This window comes from Coprococcus ammoniilyticus (genome assembly GCF_025567345.1).
Taxonomy (GTDB): Bacteria; Bacillota; Clostridia; order Lachnospirales; family Lachnospiraceae; genus Coprococcus; species Coprococcus ammoniilyticus.
Genome location: NZ_JAOQJS010000007.1, coordinates 84,826 through 100,930, shown reverse-complemented (window position 1 = coordinate 100,930; position 16,105 = coordinate 84,826). Strand labels below are relative to the sequence as shown.

Below are 16,105 nucleotides of genomic sequence, written 5' to 3'. Positions count from 1 at the left end.
TGATGGGTGATTTAGGAAAATAATATAGAAAATTGGGGTATATCGATCTGTTTTTTATGCTTTTTTCAGTCTGTCTTGATTAGAAGTTTTTAATTACTTGCCTGTTTGTCAAGTAATTACTGTTAATCTTGATTAAGAGGGAGGTGGCTATGGATTGGGTGCGAATTCTATGAAAAAAGAGTTCCGAAGATTTAAGCTAAAAAAGCACTTAATTCGGGTACACTCAACTTCTTATAGAGAGCTGCGAGAAATGCTAGATGTATGCGATAAGGTTATTGTTGGTGATCTGGAGTACATAGAAGATGTAGAGGGAATTACATTGGAACGAAAACCGGGAGTTGGGGGATATGTAAGAGTAGCACAATCCTGGAGAAAAAGAAAATGTCCTATGCGTCCAGACGAGGAGAAGGCAATTTTGATTGCATATAAAAAGGAAGAGGATCCAGAACTGAAAAATATATATTTAGGCATCCTTATAAAATATTGTTCTCCAAGTTCTTATGAAAATGATATATAGCATTTATGTCGTTCTGGCTAAGCACATAACAAGCCGGGATAACAACAGAAGGTGGTTTGTGTGTTTATCAGACCGATAGGTCAACGGGTACTTTGACAATTAAATATAAAGACGTACAGGACGTGCGGAATATGTGGAGCCACTATGCAGACACGCCATGAGATACCTGCTTTTAACAAAAAGTCAAAGTGATGTAATACTGAAAATATTGAAACTAAGGTATGGAGCGATTGATGTTTGGCAAAATGTGCAGCAGTTGTACGGGCGATGATACATATTTTAAATAATGATACTTCTGGAAAATCCAGTCATAGATATGACGGTGCAAGACCGATGTGGACAGAGTAATGACCTGTCACCTGTATGTTTTATTTTAATATCTGGCAATAAGAGTCTATCAGTTTATTGGTGGATTGTTATTGTCAGATATTTTTGTGCGTAAATATAGAGAAAGGGTGGATGTTTATATGAATAATAAATCCTTGGTAAGATACAATCTTCAATTATCATATCTTGCTCAATTAAGAGATAAATCACTGATAACGGAAGAGGAATATAAAAAAATATTAGATAGTTTGAAAAAAGACTATAAAGTAATTTCTAATCGTTTTTGTTGAAAAAAAGTTCGTGTTCCTGTATAATTGATGTGTACACTACTATAGGAACACACAGTGGAGGGCAAAATGGAGGTAGAAATAATAAAAGCAAATCCTGTTATACCAGGAGATGCGTGTGTGGATAGGAGTAGTAGAAAGCGTGTTGCAGCATATTGCCGTGTGAGTACCGATGATGAGGATCAGATAAAAAGCTACAATTCGATGGTCAGATATTACACAGATTTGATTAAAAGCAATAAAGAGTGGGACATGGCGGGGGTATATGCGGATAAAGCTATTACAGGAACAAAGGTAGATAAGCGAGAGAATTTTCAAAGACTTATTGATGACTGCCTGGATGGAAAAATTGATATGGTTATTGCTAAAAGCATACCGAGATTTGCAAGAAATACACTGGACACATTAAAGTATGTCAGAATGCTAAAAGAGAGAAATATAGATGTATACTTTGAGGTGGAAAAAATACATAGTCTGAAAGATGGAGAATTTTTATTGACGATTCTAAGCTCTGTAGCACAGCAGGAGGTTGAAAATACTTCGGCTTATGTGAGAAAAGGATTGAAGATGAAAATGGAACGTGGGGAAATGGTCGGATTTCAAGGATGCTTGGGATATGATTATGATCCTGTTACAAAAACGCTTTCCATAAACGAAGAGGGTGCCGAAGATGTGAAGTATATCTTTGATAGATATATTGCCGGAGCTGGTGGATGTATGATTGCAAGAGAACTGAATGAGATGGGAAAAAGAACCATTAAAGGAAATAAATGGACGGTCTCTTCGGTTATGGGTATAGTAAAAAATGAGAAGTACAAGGGTGATCTATTGATGGGAAAAACCTATACAGTAGATGCTATATCAAAACGTAGACTTCAAAATATGGGTCAGGAAGATAAATACTATATTAAAAATCATCATCCTGCGATTGTGTCAGAAGATATTTTTGATAAGGCACAGGAAATCAGAAATAAAAGGAATGGAAATAGATGTAAGCCATCTGTTGAATCTGGTTCCCGAATAAAGTACAGTCGCCAGTATGCATTTAGTAGTTTGATTGAGTGTGGTTATTGCGGCAAGATAGTTTCCAGACGTAGTTGGCATAGTAATACGAATCATACAAAAACAATATGGCAGTGTTCTAACAGTACAAAAAATGGAAAACAGAATTGCCCAGAAAGCAAGGGTGTTCCAGAAGAAGTTTTGGAAAAAGCGTTTCTTGAATCATACCGCATGTTATGTGATAATAACAATGATGTAATAGATGAGTTCATAAAAAGAGTTGATAAAGCATTATCTGAAGATAGTGTGGAATCAAAACTTGTGAAAGCGAAGAATACTGACACAAATTTGAGATCCAAGAGAAGCATTCTGTTGGAAAAATATCTAGATGGAAGTGTTGCACAAGATATATATGAAACAAAGGACTTAGAATTAGTTCGTAAGTTAGCAGCAAATGATGCAGCTATTGAAAGTCTGAAAAACAGTGTAAATATAGAAAAAGTTCATCGTATCAGATTAAAAGAATTCAGAAAAGTTTTGGAGGAAAATCGATATCTTGAAAAGTTTGACAGATCTGTATTTGAAAGCTTGATAGAGAAAGTAATCCTTGGTGGATACGATGAAGATGGTAATTCAGATCCCTACAAAGTAACTTTTATTTATAGAACAGGATATAAAGATGATTTGTATGGATGTAAGACTCGTTATAGTAATACCTCGACAAATAAAAAGTGTTCCAATAGTAGTGACGAGGTAAAAGCAGTGTGTTCTAACTGTAGTGACGACACATGTGGAGACGGTTGTTCTTTTGTCCCAACAAAAGGCTGATGATTACATTGAAGTGGAATTAGAGTTGGATGAGCTGGATTTGACTTCAGCAGAGAGTAAGGCAACTTATAAGGAAATTCAGAAATATGTGCTGAAGGAGCATGGGTTGAAGGTTTCTAACCTATATATTTCACAGGTAAAAAGAAAGTGTGGAATAGAAGTTGGGGAGAATTATAATCTTCCGAAATCAGAGGATAGCAGACAACCTCAGTGTCCGGAGGAGAAGGAAAAAGCGATAAAGGATGCGCTGGAGCATTTTGGGATGGTTTAGATATTAAGAAATTATGTTGCAAAAATTGGTCATGCAAAGGAGGAAATATCATGCTTGCTTTTAATGAAAATGGTAAATTGACAGAGTATGAAGAAACAAATTTTTTAAAAGTATGTGATTCATGTCACCATATTTACAAGCAAAGGGTTGAACAACAACTAGAAGGAATGCGTGAAAGAGAATATGATATTTGTCCTTTGTGTGGTGAAGAAAATGATAGTAGTATGCAAGTTGATTTCTATAATTCTCGATTAACGGAAGTAGAATTATCAAAGTTAAGAAAAAAAGCATTGATAAAAACTATAATAGGATACTGCGACAAGCAATACAAACAAACAGATTGTTTTGTTTGTGATCATCAAAATGGTTGTCCAGGAGAATGCGAAGGTAACTGCAAAAATTGTTTGGAGGAGGTACATTACCCAGGGAGATATCCAAATGGAAAGAAAGATTACGACTGTAGTAGAATGCTTAATTTTTACGTGTGTGATTACTCGGCCAAATATGCTTCTGAACTTTTGTATCTGATGAGAAAGAGCCAAGCACTTGAAGAAATTAATGATTACCATGTTTTGTCTATTGGTTGCGGTGGTTGTCCAGATTTAATGGCATTTGAACGATATTGCCATGAAAAATCATATGATAAATCTGTAAGTTATATCGGTATAGATGTTAATGAAAAATGGAAACCAATACATGAGCAAATTAAATCATATAAAACAAAAACTTTAAGAAGAACCCAATTTAAATATATGGATGCCGTAACGGAAGAATATAACATTTCAAATGCAAACGTTATTGTATTGCAATATGTTATATCACATTTCTATAATTCAGGGCAAATAGGTGAGATAGAGAGTTTTTTTGAAAAATTGGTTCAGAATATTATTTTACATAAGGAACAAGGAAAGCCATTAGTGGTTCTCATTAATGATGTAAATAGCAATAATAGAGGTCGCGATTATTTTGAGAAATTGGTTGAAAAGTTAGATGGTGAGGGTCTGATAGAAAATAGTCAAGGATATTATTTTGATTACAATATAAGGAACGAATTTCAGAGGTATGGTATAAAACACGAATCAAATCGTATTGTATATAATATTCCTGATAGACTTTCTACATATCAGCCATGGGAAGTGTGTTCAAGTGCGCAGCTTTTGATTGAAGTATTATAGCAGGAGATGATAGAAATGATTATTAGTGCAAGTAGACGTACAGATATACCGTCTTACTATTCGGAATGGTTGGTTAATAGATTAAAAGAGAAATATGTATTGGTTAGAAATCCGATGAATATACATCAGGTAAGTAAGATAGATTTATCTCCAGATGTTGTTGATGCAATCGTATTTTGGACAAAAAATTCAACTCCAATGTTGTCATACTTGGATCAAATTAATGATTATACATATTATTTTCAATTTACATTAAGTGCGTATGGTCCTGATGTAGAAAGGAATTTACCATCAAAAAATAAAATTATTATTCCGACATTTCAACAGTTATCCAAAGAAATTGGAAAAGAAAAGGTTATATGGAGATATGATCCGATATTCTTTAATGAGCAGTACTCAATAGAGTATCATTGTAAGTATTTTGAAGTATTAGCTTCAAAATTGGGTGATTATACGGAGAAGTGTACTGTGAGCTTTATGGATATGTATAGAAATACAGAGCGAAATGTAAAGCTCTTAAGTATTGTCAAAGATACATATGAAATGCAGGTAGAATTATTGCAAAGATTTGTAGAAATAGCAAAGGAGTATGGTTTGTATATTGATACCTGTGCTGAAATTGGAGATTTTCATAATATAGGAGTTGAGCATGCTCATTGTATTGATAGGGAACGAATAGAGAGAATTGGCGGATTTAAACTTAATGTTGATAAAGACACAAATCAAAGAGCAGAATGTGGATGTGTGGCAAGTATTGATATAGGAGCCTATAATACATGCAAAAATGGATGTTTGTATTGTTATGCAAATTATAGTTCAAATACTGTAGAAAAGAATTTTGGTATGCACAATCCCAAATCACCTTTGTTGTTTGGTGAAATAGATAGCACAGATGTAATCAAGGAAAGAAAGGTAAAGTCACTTATTAATAATCAGATGAATTTGTTTGATCTTTAGGGAAAAAGAGGGATTATATGAAATATAATTTGTACTTTTATGATGATACCAGAAATGCAGTGATTATGACAGATATGGATGGCAAGCAACTTGTGATTGACTGTGATAAAGTAGAGGAGCAGGTCGTATTTGATGAGCCGGCGGATGCGGGGATTCTTGCCAGACTTGCAAGGAAAGAACCGGCAAATTATGTGAGTATTGCAATGCGTCCGGGCGGATTGCAGGATTATGTGGATGTGTGGAATGAGTTGAATTAGTATATTCCTTTGTTGACAAAGGAAAGTCGGAGTGTTAGAATGGCTTTATCTTAAGGAGAGAGGTGAAAAGATGAGAAGATAATTTACTTTTGATTACATGAATGTTTATGCAGTATGAGCGATATCGCCCATACTACTTGTCATGTTGCCAAAAGTGGATTATGTTCTCATAACCTCTCTTTTTGTGTGCATAAAAATGATTACAATGTTGGGTGTATTTCCTTCTTTTGATGAACCATATGAGGTTATAGTATGTAATGGAACTGTTTGGCAACGAATGGTTCTTTTTTTATTGTAACCATGAGAGGAGGAATGTATATGGCACAAATTAGTATAAATAATCTCACCTTTGGATATGAAGGGAGTTTTGATTATGTTTTTGAGAATGTTTCATTTTCGATTGATACAAATTGGAAACTAGGTTTTATTGGTAGAAATGGAAAAGGGAAGACAACTTTTTTAAATTTATTACTTGGAAAATATCAGTTTACAGGTTCCATAAGTGCATCAACGAAGTTTGATTATTTTCCTTATGAAATTGCAGAATACCAAAAGCAAATGCCTGTGGCAGAATTTATGGAAGATTTGAAGCCGGGGTGTGAAATATGGAGAGTAATTTGTGAGTTGGAAGAGCTATCGGAAAGTTCAGAGATTTTGTATAGACCTTATTGTACCTTAAGTCCCGGAGAGTGTACAAAGATATTACTTGCAGTTTTGTTTTCACAGGAAAATGAGTTTTTATTAATTGATGAACCGACGAATCATCTTGACCAAAATGCAAGGGAGTGTGTGAAGGTGTATTTAGCTTCTAAAAAGGGTTTTATACTGGTTTCTCATGACAGAGATTTGTTGGATGCATGCACAGATCATTGTCTGGTATTGAATCGTTGCAGTATCGAAGTACAAAATGGTAATTTTTCGGTCTGGTGGGAGAATAAGCAACGTAAAGATAAATTTGCGATAGCACAAAATGAGAAACACCGAAAGGAGATTCAAAAGTTGAACCATGCGGCAGAACAGGTTGCTAAGTGGGCAGATAAAAATGAACGCACCAAAATAGGATTTGATCCGATAAAAGAACATGACAGATGCTTAAGCACAAGAAGTTTTATAGGAGCCAAAACAAAAAAGATGCAGAGGCGTGTAAAGCAGATGGAAAAACGAATTGAAAGAGAGATTGAGGAAAAGGAGGGTCTTTTAGAAGATATAGAATATCTTAAAGATTTAAAGTTGTTTCAGCTTGTTCATTACAAAAATAGTCTTGTTAATGTAAAAGAGTATAGTTTGCAATATAAAGACTCAGATAAACCAGTGTTTCAAGGGCTGTCTTTTGACATTAAAAAGGGTGATCGTGTTGTATTATCCGGAAAAAATGGAAGTGGAAAGACAACAATTATTAGAAAAATCCTAGAAAAATGTAATTCCAATATAGGTGTTTGTATAATTGAAGAAGGACTATGTGAGGTGGCAAGTGGTCTTGTTATTTCATATGTTGGTCAGGAGACAATTGGAATTAAAGGTAATGTTACAAATTATTGTAAAACGCATGATTTGGATAGGAGTTTATTTTGTGCCATACTTCGGCAGCTTGATTTTGGACGAGAGCAGTTTACTAAAAATATGGAAACTTACTCGGAAGGCCAGAAAAAGAAAGTTTTGTTGGCGACTAGTTTACTTACACCGGCACACCTTTATATTTGGGATGAACCATTAAATTACATTGATATTTTTTCGCGGATGCAGTTAGAAAGATTAATTTTAAAGTATGAGCCAACCATGCTATTTGTTGAACATGACAGGAAATTTTGCGAAAAAATAGCAACTAAGGTAATTGAATTATAATTTGAAAGGAGATTTGCTTTATGAAAAATATATTTGTAGAAGGTATTCAAGGATCAGGAAAAAGCACGCTGATAAATAATATTGTGAAGTTTAATCCTGAGTTACATGTATGTAGGGAAGGAGATTATTCTCCGATAGAATTGGCTTGGTGTGCTTTAATGTCGAAGAAGGAATATGAGGCTGTTTTGCAAAAATACAATTCGATAAGGGATGAAATTATAAAAAATACAGTTAGGGAACAAGAGAATTATATCATTACTTACACTAAGATAATTACGGATATTCCGGGATTTTATAAAGATTTGGAGAATTATGAAGTCTATAATGGGCGAAAAACTTTGGCGGAGCTAAAGGAAATTATAGTAACAAGGTTTAAAAATTTTACAGATACAGGATATTTATTTGAATGTTCTTTCTTTCAAAATGTAATAGAGGATTTAATTTTGTTTCATATGCTTAGTGATGAAGAAATTATAGAGTTCTATCGCAATTTGTTTAGGTGCATTGATGCAAAGAAGTTTATATTATTTTATCTCTATAGTGATAAGTTGGAAGAGAATATTAAAATAATTCAAAAAGAACGCTGTGATGAGAATGGAAATGAGTTATGGTATCAGATGATGTTAGAATATTTGGTGAACTCTCCTTATGGGAGGAAACATGAATGTAGTGCTTTTGAGGATATGATCAGTCATTTTAAACACAGGCAAGAGTTAGAATTACGTATAGTAAAAGAAATAATAGGTAAAAATGCAGTTATTCTTCCAGCTAAAGAATATGATGTAAATCAAATTAGAACTTTGATTGGTTTTCATAATAAAATCAGTTATAATATAAGGCATATGAATAACAAGGAAATAGCATTGCTGGATGATTTCCTGTATGAAGCAATTTTCATTCCAGAAGGTGTAGATGCACCGCCAAAAGAGATTATAAATGCACCAGAATTACAGATTTATGTGCAGGATTTTGGCAAGCAGGAAGGAGATATTTGTTTTGTTGCTGAAGTTGACAAAAAGATAGTCGGCGCTGTCTGGGTTCGTAATATGGATGATTATGGACATGTAGAAGATGGTGTTCCGTCTTTTGCCATATCGTTATATAAAGAGTATCGAGGTCTTGGGATTGGAACTATGCTGATGAAACGGATGTTGGAAGAGTTAAAAGAAAGAGGGTATCAGAAAACTTCCTTGGCAGTACAGAAAGCAAACTATGCAGTGAAGATGTACAAAAATGTTGGCTTCGAGATTATTGATGAAAACGAAGAAGAATATATTATGATGTACGTGTTTCGGTAATACATACAGTAGAAATATTTTCAAAATGTGGAAAAGAAAATTGTTTCGGAAGAACGATAGTTGAAGAAATTACTGGATTAAAGCCATCAGGAGCTTCCAAGTTAATAAAACTGTTGGTCGATAGTGAGGTAATCGTACCTGTAACAGGACATGGAAAAGGAAAATATAGGTTTCAATAAAAGTGAACATTGAAAGGGTGTTAATGCCATTCGCAAAAATGCCCAAAACAAATCGGCGTACTGATATATTACCAAATTTGGTAGCAGTATTTAGAATAATTTTGTATTATAAAAGTGTTACAAAATATCGGCGTACCCGCCACACGTTTACAAAGTCAAACGGTCTGTACGCCATGTCCTAACCTTATGATTGCAGATATTAGCAACCTGTCAAAGAGTGTAAAAACTCAGTAACTATGCGGGTTCGCGTACTGTTAAAGCGGTGAAAAACGATTCCGCATGTGGAGACTGTGGTAGGACTACACAGAAAGAATATATAGAAATCCTTGAATTTACGCACTTTTGCAGAGCTTTTCAGCTTCAACAGGATTGCTGAAAATCACAAGGAAAAAGAGCTTGTGAGGAAGGTAACGGTTGTTGTGGCATTAGACCTCGGTTGTGGGAACACAAATAATTCTGAATATGAAAGTAAATAGAGAACTATCAGATATGATGATAGAACGTAGGGATACTTGAAAGAGTGTCCCTATTTTTTATATTAGGGCATTCCATTAGGAGTGCCTTTTTCAATTCAATTTAAAAGGAGGTTCACTATGAACAACACAGCGTTAGGAGCAGAAAACAAAAAGGAACAGATAATCAATTTTATCAGCGAAGCACATGAAAAATTCTACTATGAAAAATTAAAAGAGGTACGCTATCAGGATGTGTACCACAAGGCACTTTGCTATTGCCTTGGTATCAGCGATGATACGAGAAGAAATATCAATAGCATCTATGATTTTAAGACGGGATGTGTAAAAACTGAGTGCTTGCATGAAGGCTGGCAGACCAGTGGTAGTATGAAGGTGGTGAGAATGGCACTTAACCTGTATTGCAACGGCACACCTATGAGAAAAAAGAATATGGAACTTTAAGGAGCATTTGTTATCCATGACTGGAGAGACAGATGCTTTTTTATTGTCCGGAAAAGGATACGATTCGTCAGGGATTGGAACGGTTTATGGTACATGGCTATACCGCTGTCCCGGTACTGAATGATCAGGAACAGTATATTGGAAGCGTGACGGAGGGAGATTTCCTCCGCCACCTTCTTGTTTGCCAGACAACAGACTTGAAAATACAGGAGGGATACCGACTTGGCAGCATTGTTCGCAGAGATTTTTGCCCTGCGTTACAAATAGATGCAGATTCCGAGCAGGTTGTAACTTCAATGCTGAATCAGAATTTTGTCCCCATCGTTGATGGCCGGAATGTTCTATGCGGGATTCTGACAAGGAAACGGCTGATTGAATTTCTGGCACAAGCTCATGATAAAAAAGAATAAGTCCTGCATCTTTAGACGGTCTTAATACAGATACGCATTCTCTTTTACCTTCTTTACTCCTTTTGATTTATGATTAAGGACACGTAAAGGAGTATAAAGAAGTATAAAGGAGGATTGCAGTTATGAGGACAGTGTTGTTAAAAAGGAAGTTGACTTCGTTTCAAATTATCATCCTCGGGTTTTCCGGTGTGATCCTTTTCGGCACCTTCCTTTTAATGTTGCCGTTTTCCAGCCGAAGCGGACTGGCAACGCCTTTCCCGGATGCATTGTTTACTTCTACCTCAGCAGTTTGTGTAACCGGACTCATTATACATGATACGGCAACATACTGGTCGACCTTCGGCCAGTTTGTAATTTTACTGCTGATTCAGATTGGAGGCATGGGGGTTATTACCATAGCCGCATCTTTTGCAATGATTTCCGGTCGGAAGATTTCTTTGATGCAGCGCTGTACCATGCAGGAGGCGATTTCAGCGCCAAAGGTAGGGGGAATCGTTCGCTTGACTGGCTTTATCGTCAGGGTGACACTGGTGATGGAACTGCTGTGTGCAGCCGTGATGGCGCCGGTGTTTTGCCGTGATTTCGGGAAAAAGGGACTTTGGATGGCACTGTTTCATTCCGTGTCCGCTTTTTGTAACGCAGGCTTTGATCTATTGGGTGTGCGCACTCCCTTTTCCTCCCTGACCAGCTATGCAGCAAATCCAGTCATAAACTTTACTATTATGTTCTTAATTGTGTTTGGAGGCATTGGCTTTCTGACTTGGGATGATATTCGGACAAATCGATTGCATTTGCACAAATATCGGATGCAGAGTAAGGTGATTCTTTGTACCACAGCGGTTTTATTGATCGTTCCGGCAATGTACTTTTATTTTTTTGAGTTTGCTGATTTTACCCGAAAGGAACGGCTTTTATCTTCTCTTTTTCAAGCTGTAACACCACGAACAGCTGGCTTTAATACGGTGGAATTAACTGATTTGAGTGAGGCGGGACAATTTATCACCATTGCGCTGATGCTGATCGGCGGTAGTCCCGGGTCTACCGCAGGCGGTTTGAAAACAACAACCATTGCTGTTTTGCTTACTACTGCGATTTCTACCTTTCGGCGCAGAGAAAATGCCAACCTCTTTGGACGTCGCATTGATGATGATGTCGTAAAAAATGCAGCGACAATTTCGCTTATGTATATCACGCTATGTTGTACCGGTGGGCTTATCATCAGCGTTTCCGAAGGACTTCCCATGCTTACCTGCCTTTTTGAAACTGCCTCAGCTGTTGGCACAGTCGGCCTGTCCCTGGGAATTACGCCGGAACTGAATCTGCTCTCACGGAGTGTTTTGATTCTGCTGATGTTTTTTGGACGAGTCGGTGGCCTTACATTAATTTTTGCGGCCTTGTCCAGTGCACAAAAGAAAGTTTCAAAACTACCAAAGGAAAAAATAACAGTAGGATAAAGGAGACATTATGAAATCAATTCTTCTAATTGGTCTGGGGCGATTTGGAAAGCATATTGCCCTGCACTTAAATCATTTGGGCCATCAAGTGATGGCGGTAGATACTTCGGAGGAACGTGTAGAGGCTGTTCTGCCCCTTGTTACCAATGCACAGATTGGAGACAGTACGAATGCCGATTTCTTGGAATCTCTCGGTGTTCGCAACTATGATGTATGCATTGTGGCCATCGGCAACAACTTTCAAAGTTCACTGGAAACAACTTCTCTGCTCAGTGAATTGGGAGCGAGGTTTGTAGTTTCCAGAGCTGCAACTGATGTTCAGGAAAAATTTTTGCTGCGTAACGGTGCAAATGAAGTAGTCTACCCGGAAAAACAGCTCGCAAAGTGGACAGCAATCCGTTACAGTGCGGATCACATTCTCGATTACATAGAACTGGATGAAAATCATGCCATGTTTGAGATTCCCATTCCCAAAGATTGGGCGGACCATTCGATTGGAGAGCTTGATATTCGTAAAAAATTCAATATTAACATTATGGGAATCAAGAAAAGCGGCAAGCTGGAGTTATCTATTTCTTCAGACACAGTGTTGAAAGCAGGAGATACCATGTTGGCGTTGGGAAGTAACAGAAATTTGCAAAAGTGCTTTCATACTTGATTTTAAGAGAAATCAAAGGAATTGGGGGGATGAATCCATGCAGGATGTTATTTTACTTGTAAGTACATCAGCCATATTTATTTTTGGGTATTTTCTGATGAATAAACTGGATGTTTTTCTGGAAAACAATTTTGAGCCGATTACCCAGAATCAAATCACACAAATAGCACTATGGAGGGATTCCCCAAAATCACCTGTCGTCGATTTTTTCATTGGATGCCTGAACAAATTTGCCGTGGATCAGTCGCAGATGTAGGTTTTGACGTTGTGTGTTATAATATTGAAAAATGGAATCGCTTTTACTTGAGTGACAGATAGGAGGGTTAAAATGGAACTGCCAAGACAAGATCCGGATCAGCTTCTTCGTGCGATCCGTAACGATGCATCCACTAAGAAAAGCGGAAAACTCAAAATCTTTTTCGGTTATGCCGCAGGTGTCGGAAAGACCTATGCCATGCTTCAGGCGGCTCATCAGGCTAAGGAGCGTGGCATCGATGTGGTTGCTGGATACATAGAACCCCATGCCCGACCCCAGACGATGGCACTTCTGGACGGCTTGGAGCAGCTTCCTGTAAAACAAGTTGCTTACGAAGGAATGACCCTTCGTGAATTTGATATTGATGCTGCGCTCAAGCGAAATCCCCAACTCATATTGGTGGATGAGTTGGCCCATACCAACGCCGAAAGCAGTCGGCACACGAAGCGGTATCAGGATGTTCAGGAACTGCTAAATACTGGAATTGATGTCTATACGACTGTAAATGTCCAACATATTGAGAGTCTCAACGATACAGTAGCCTCTATCACCGGAATTCTTGTGCGGGAGCGCATTCCGGATTCCACCTTTGATCAAGCAGATCAGGTAGAACTGGTGGATATTGAGCCTGCGGAGTTGCTGGAACGACTGGCAAGTGGAAATGTGTACCGGGAAGATCAGGCGCAGCGGGCAACAGTTAATTTTTTCACGCTGGAAAATCTCACCGCATTGCGGGAAATCGCCCTCCGTCGGTGCGCTGACCGGGTGAACTTGCTGACGGAAAGCGCCAGAGTACAGAGCCGAGGCGATTACCATACAGACGAGCGCATTCTGGCATGTCTTTCCTCGTCGCCATCCAACGCAAAAATTATTCGGACTGCTGCAAGGATGGCAAGAGCCTTTCGGGGAACATTTACCGCTCTTTATGTGGAAACGTCAAATACAGCGGCGATGAGTGACGATGATAAAAAGCGTTTGCAGGATAATAAGCGTCTGGCCCAGCAACTTGGCGCTGCGATTGAGACAAGTTATGGCGATGACGTGCCTTATCAGATTGCGGAATTTGCCCGTCTTTCCGGCATCTCAAAAATCGTAATTGGACGAAGTACCATTGCACGAAAGAATATTTTCAGCAAGCCCACCTTGACGGAACGCCTGATTTCCAGCGTACCTAATCTGGATATTCATGTGATACCGGATGCCAGCACAGGAACCAGCTATCAGGAAAAAAAGAGTAAGGCGCAGGTAGATGCGATGCCCCTGCGTGATGTTCTGAAGAGTATAGCTGTATTGCTGGTAGCTACACTAATTGGCTGTGGCTTTGACGCTCTTGGGTTCACGGAGAGTAATATTATCGCAGTTTATATATTAGGCGTACTTGTGACCGCTGTAATCACAACCAACCGACTGTGCGGGATTCTGACCTCGATTGTCAGTGTGCTGGTTTTCAATTTCTTTTTTACCACTCCGAGACTGACATTCCATTTTGACGATCCGAACTATATTATTACCTTTACCATTATGTTTATAGTAACACTGCTTTCCGGATCTCTCGCTACCCGGCTGAAAGAAAATGCGAAACAATCTGCCCATACAGCTTACCGTACAAAGATTCTTTTTGAAACCAACCAGCTTCTGCAAAAAGAGCAGGATGAGAATGCGGTAATCACCGCTACGGCAGGGCAGCTCATGAAGCTGCTGAAAAAAGATATTGTCGTCTACCTGTCTGATGGTAAAGAACTTGCCACCCCTAACGTTTTTCGTGCTGTTAATAGCATTCAGGAAGATTTAATTTCTGAGAACGAGAAAGCAGTCGCCGATTGGGCCTTCCGAAACAATAAACACGCCGGTGCCACAACAGATACATTATCCAGTGCAAAGTGTTTATACCTTGCGATTCGGGTTAACCAGAATGTATATGGAGTAGCTGGTATTGCTGTGAACGGTACTCCATTGGACTCTTTTGAAAATAGCGTGCTTCTTTCCATTCTTGGCGAGTGCGCATTGGCGCTGGAAAACATCAAAAATGCCAAGGAGAAGGAGGAAGCGGCTGTCCTGGCACAAAATGAACAACTTCGTGCCAACCTGCTGCGGGCAATCTCCCATGATCTTCGGACGCCTTTGACAGCGATTTCCGGCAGCGCAGACAATTTGCTTGCAAATTATAAAAAAATGGACGATGCACTACGGGAGCAGACCTTTACTGATATTTATGACGATTCCATGTGGCTAATCAATCTGGTTGAAAATTTGTTAGCAGTCACACGAATTGAGGGCGGACAGGTCAATCTAACTTGGAGTATCGAACTCATGGATGAGGTCGTTTCTGAAGCGCTGAAGCACATCAACAGAAAAAGTAAAGAACACACCATTCGTGTGACCAGCGGTAAAGACTTTATCCTTGCCCACATTGACGCGAAGCTGATCGTTCAGGTGATTATCAATTTGGTTGACAACGCCATCAAATATACCCCTGTCGGTTCAGTAATTGAAATACACACCGATCAAAAAGAGCAATGGGTCACGGTTTCCGTTTCCGACAACGGCCCTGGGATTCCCGATGAGCAGAAACCCCGTATTTTCGATATGTTTTATAGTGGGGCCAATAAAGTGGTCGACAGCCGCAGAAGCCTTGGATTGGGGCTGTCCCTCTGTAAGTCCATTGTGACCGCCCACGGCGGCACGATTTCCGTATCAGACAATCAGCCAAATGGCACTGTTTTTAAATTTACATTACCTGCAGAGGAGGTAGAACTTCATGAATAAACCTTTGATATTAGTGGTTGAGGATGACCCGTCTGTACGAAATCTCATTACGACCACTTTAAAAACAAATGATTATCGTTATGTGGTAGCACCTAATGGCTCGGCAGCCATTATGGAGGCCACATCGCACAATCCTGAAATCATCTTACTGGATTTGGGCTTGCCGGATATGGATGGCATTCAAGTCATTCAAACGGTTCGCTCTTGGTCCAATGTTCCGATTATTGTAATCAGCGCCCGAAGCGAGGATAACGATAAAATCAAGGCGCTGGATGCCGGAGCGGACGATTATTTGACAAAGCCCTTTTCGGTAGAAGAACTGCTGGCACGACTTCGGGTGACGCAGCGAAGACTCTCTCTGATGACGGCAGAGATGTTTACTGCCAGTTCTGTATTTGTGAATGGTAAGTTGAAAGTGGATTATGCCGGGGGATGCGCTTATCTGGACGAAAACGAACTTCATCTGACACCCATTGAGTATAAGCTGTTGTGTCTGCTGTCCAAGAATGTCGGCAAGGTACTGACCCATACCTTTATCACACAAAATATCTGGGGCCGCAGTTGGGATAACGATGTGGCTTCGCTGCGGGTATTTATGGCAACATTGCGAAAAAAACTGGAGCCAACAGAGGAGTCTCCACAATATATTCAAACACATATTGGTGTGGGCTACCGTATGATGAAAATAGAATAACGCTATAAGG

At 38.7% G+C, this 16,105-nt stretch carries 12 protein-coding genes and 2 pseudogenes; all 14 read left to right on the top strand.

Annotated elements, in window-relative coordinates:
- Positions 1 to 169 precede the first annotated feature (169 nt).
- The 14 genes and pseudogenes from OCV60_RS12070 to OCV60_RS12005 all read left to right on the top strand — a co-directional run bounded on the left by OCV60_RS12070 (position 170) and on the right by OCV60_RS12005 (position 16,095).
- A complete protein-coding gene (locus tag OCV60_RS12070) occupies positions 170 to 517 on the top strand; it encodes a hypothetical protein (protein ID WP_055146345.1) in 348 nt (115 codons plus the stop codon).
- Between the two features lie 683 nt (positions 518 to 1,200).
- On the top strand, positions 1,201 to 2,961 hold the full coding sequence (locus tag OCV60_RS12065; protein ID WP_262530252.1) for a recombinase family protein: 1,761 nt from the start codon (positions 1,201 to 1,203) through the stop codon (positions 2,959 to 2,961).
- Positions 2,915 to 3,232 (top strand): annotated as a pseudogene (locus tag OCV60_RS12060) (23S rRNA (uracil-5-)-methyltransferase RumA); the annotation flags it as partial. The gene OCV60_RS12065 and the pseudogene OCV60_RS12060, both read left to right, overlap by 47 nt.
- Positions 3,172 to 4,407, top strand: coding sequence for a hypothetical protein (locus OCV60_RS12055; RefSeq protein WP_147352422.1), 1,236 nt, complete (start codon positions 3,172 to 3,174; stop codon positions 4,405 to 4,407). The pseudogene OCV60_RS12060 and the gene OCV60_RS12055, both read left to right, overlap by 61 nt.
- A gap of 15 nt (positions 4,408 to 4,422) precedes the next feature.
- The gene (locus OCV60_RS12050; protein WP_118483249.1) at positions 4,423 to 5,364 is read left to right on the top strand and encodes a DUF1848 domain-containing protein; all 942 of its coding nucleotides are present in this window, start codon (positions 4,423 to 4,425) and stop codon (positions 5,362 to 5,364) included.
- Between the two features lie 17 nt (positions 5,365 to 5,381).
- The gene (locus OCV60_RS12045) at positions 5,382 to 5,621 is read left to right on the top strand and encodes a DUF6061 family protein (protein WP_021941110.1); all 240 of its coding nucleotides are present in this window, start codon (positions 5,382 to 5,384) and stop codon (positions 5,619 to 5,621) included.
- A gap of 318 nt (positions 5,622 to 5,939) precedes the next feature.
- Entirely contained in the window at positions 5,940 to 7,463 is a 1,524-nt protein-coding gene (gene abc-f / locus OCV60_RS12040; protein WP_118483251.1) for a ribosomal protection-like ABC-F family protein, read from the top strand.
- Positions 7,464 to 8,284: 821 nt separating this feature from the next.
- Positions 8,285 to 8,761 (top strand): GNAT family N-acetyltransferase, encoded by a 477-nt coding sequence (locus tag OCV60_RS13110; RefSeq protein WP_118483368.1) that lies wholly within the window; start codon positions 8,285 to 8,287, stop codon positions 8,759 to 8,761.
- 772 nt (positions 8,762 to 9,533) lie between these two features.
- A pseudogene (locus OCV60_RS12030) lies at positions 9,534 to 9,830 on the top strand (DUF6075 family protein); the annotation flags it as partial.
- Positions 9,831 to 9,889: 59 nt separating this feature from the next.
- Entirely contained in the window at positions 9,890 to 10,267 is a 378-nt protein-coding gene (locus OCV60_RS12025; RefSeq protein WP_262530251.1) for a CBS domain-containing protein, read from the top strand.
- A gap of 122 nt (positions 10,268 to 10,389) precedes the next feature.
- Entirely contained in the window at positions 10,390 to 11,721 is a 1,332-nt protein-coding gene (locus OCV60_RS12020) for a TrkH family potassium uptake protein (protein WP_262530250.1), read from the top strand.
- Between the two features lie 10 nt (positions 11,722 to 11,731).
- Positions 11,732 to 12,379 (top strand): potassium channel family protein, encoded by a 648-nt coding sequence (locus tag OCV60_RS12015; RefSeq protein WP_117785753.1) that lies wholly within the window; start codon positions 11,732 to 11,734, stop codon positions 12,377 to 12,379.
- Positions 12,380 to 12,707: 328 nt separating this feature from the next.
- The gene (locus OCV60_RS12010) at positions 12,708 to 15,401 is read left to right on the top strand and encodes a sensor histidine kinase (RefSeq protein ID WP_262530249.1); all 2,694 of its coding nucleotides are present in this window, start codon (positions 12,708 to 12,710) and stop codon (positions 15,399 to 15,401) included.
- Positions 15,394 to 16,095 (top strand): response regulator, encoded by a 702-nt coding sequence (locus OCV60_RS12005; protein WP_008402109.1) that lies wholly within the window; start codon positions 15,394 to 15,396, stop codon positions 16,093 to 16,095. The genes OCV60_RS12010 and OCV60_RS12005 overlap by 8 nt, the downstream gene beginning before the upstream one ends.
- The last annotated feature ends 10 nt before the right edge of the window (positions 16,096 to 16,105 follow it).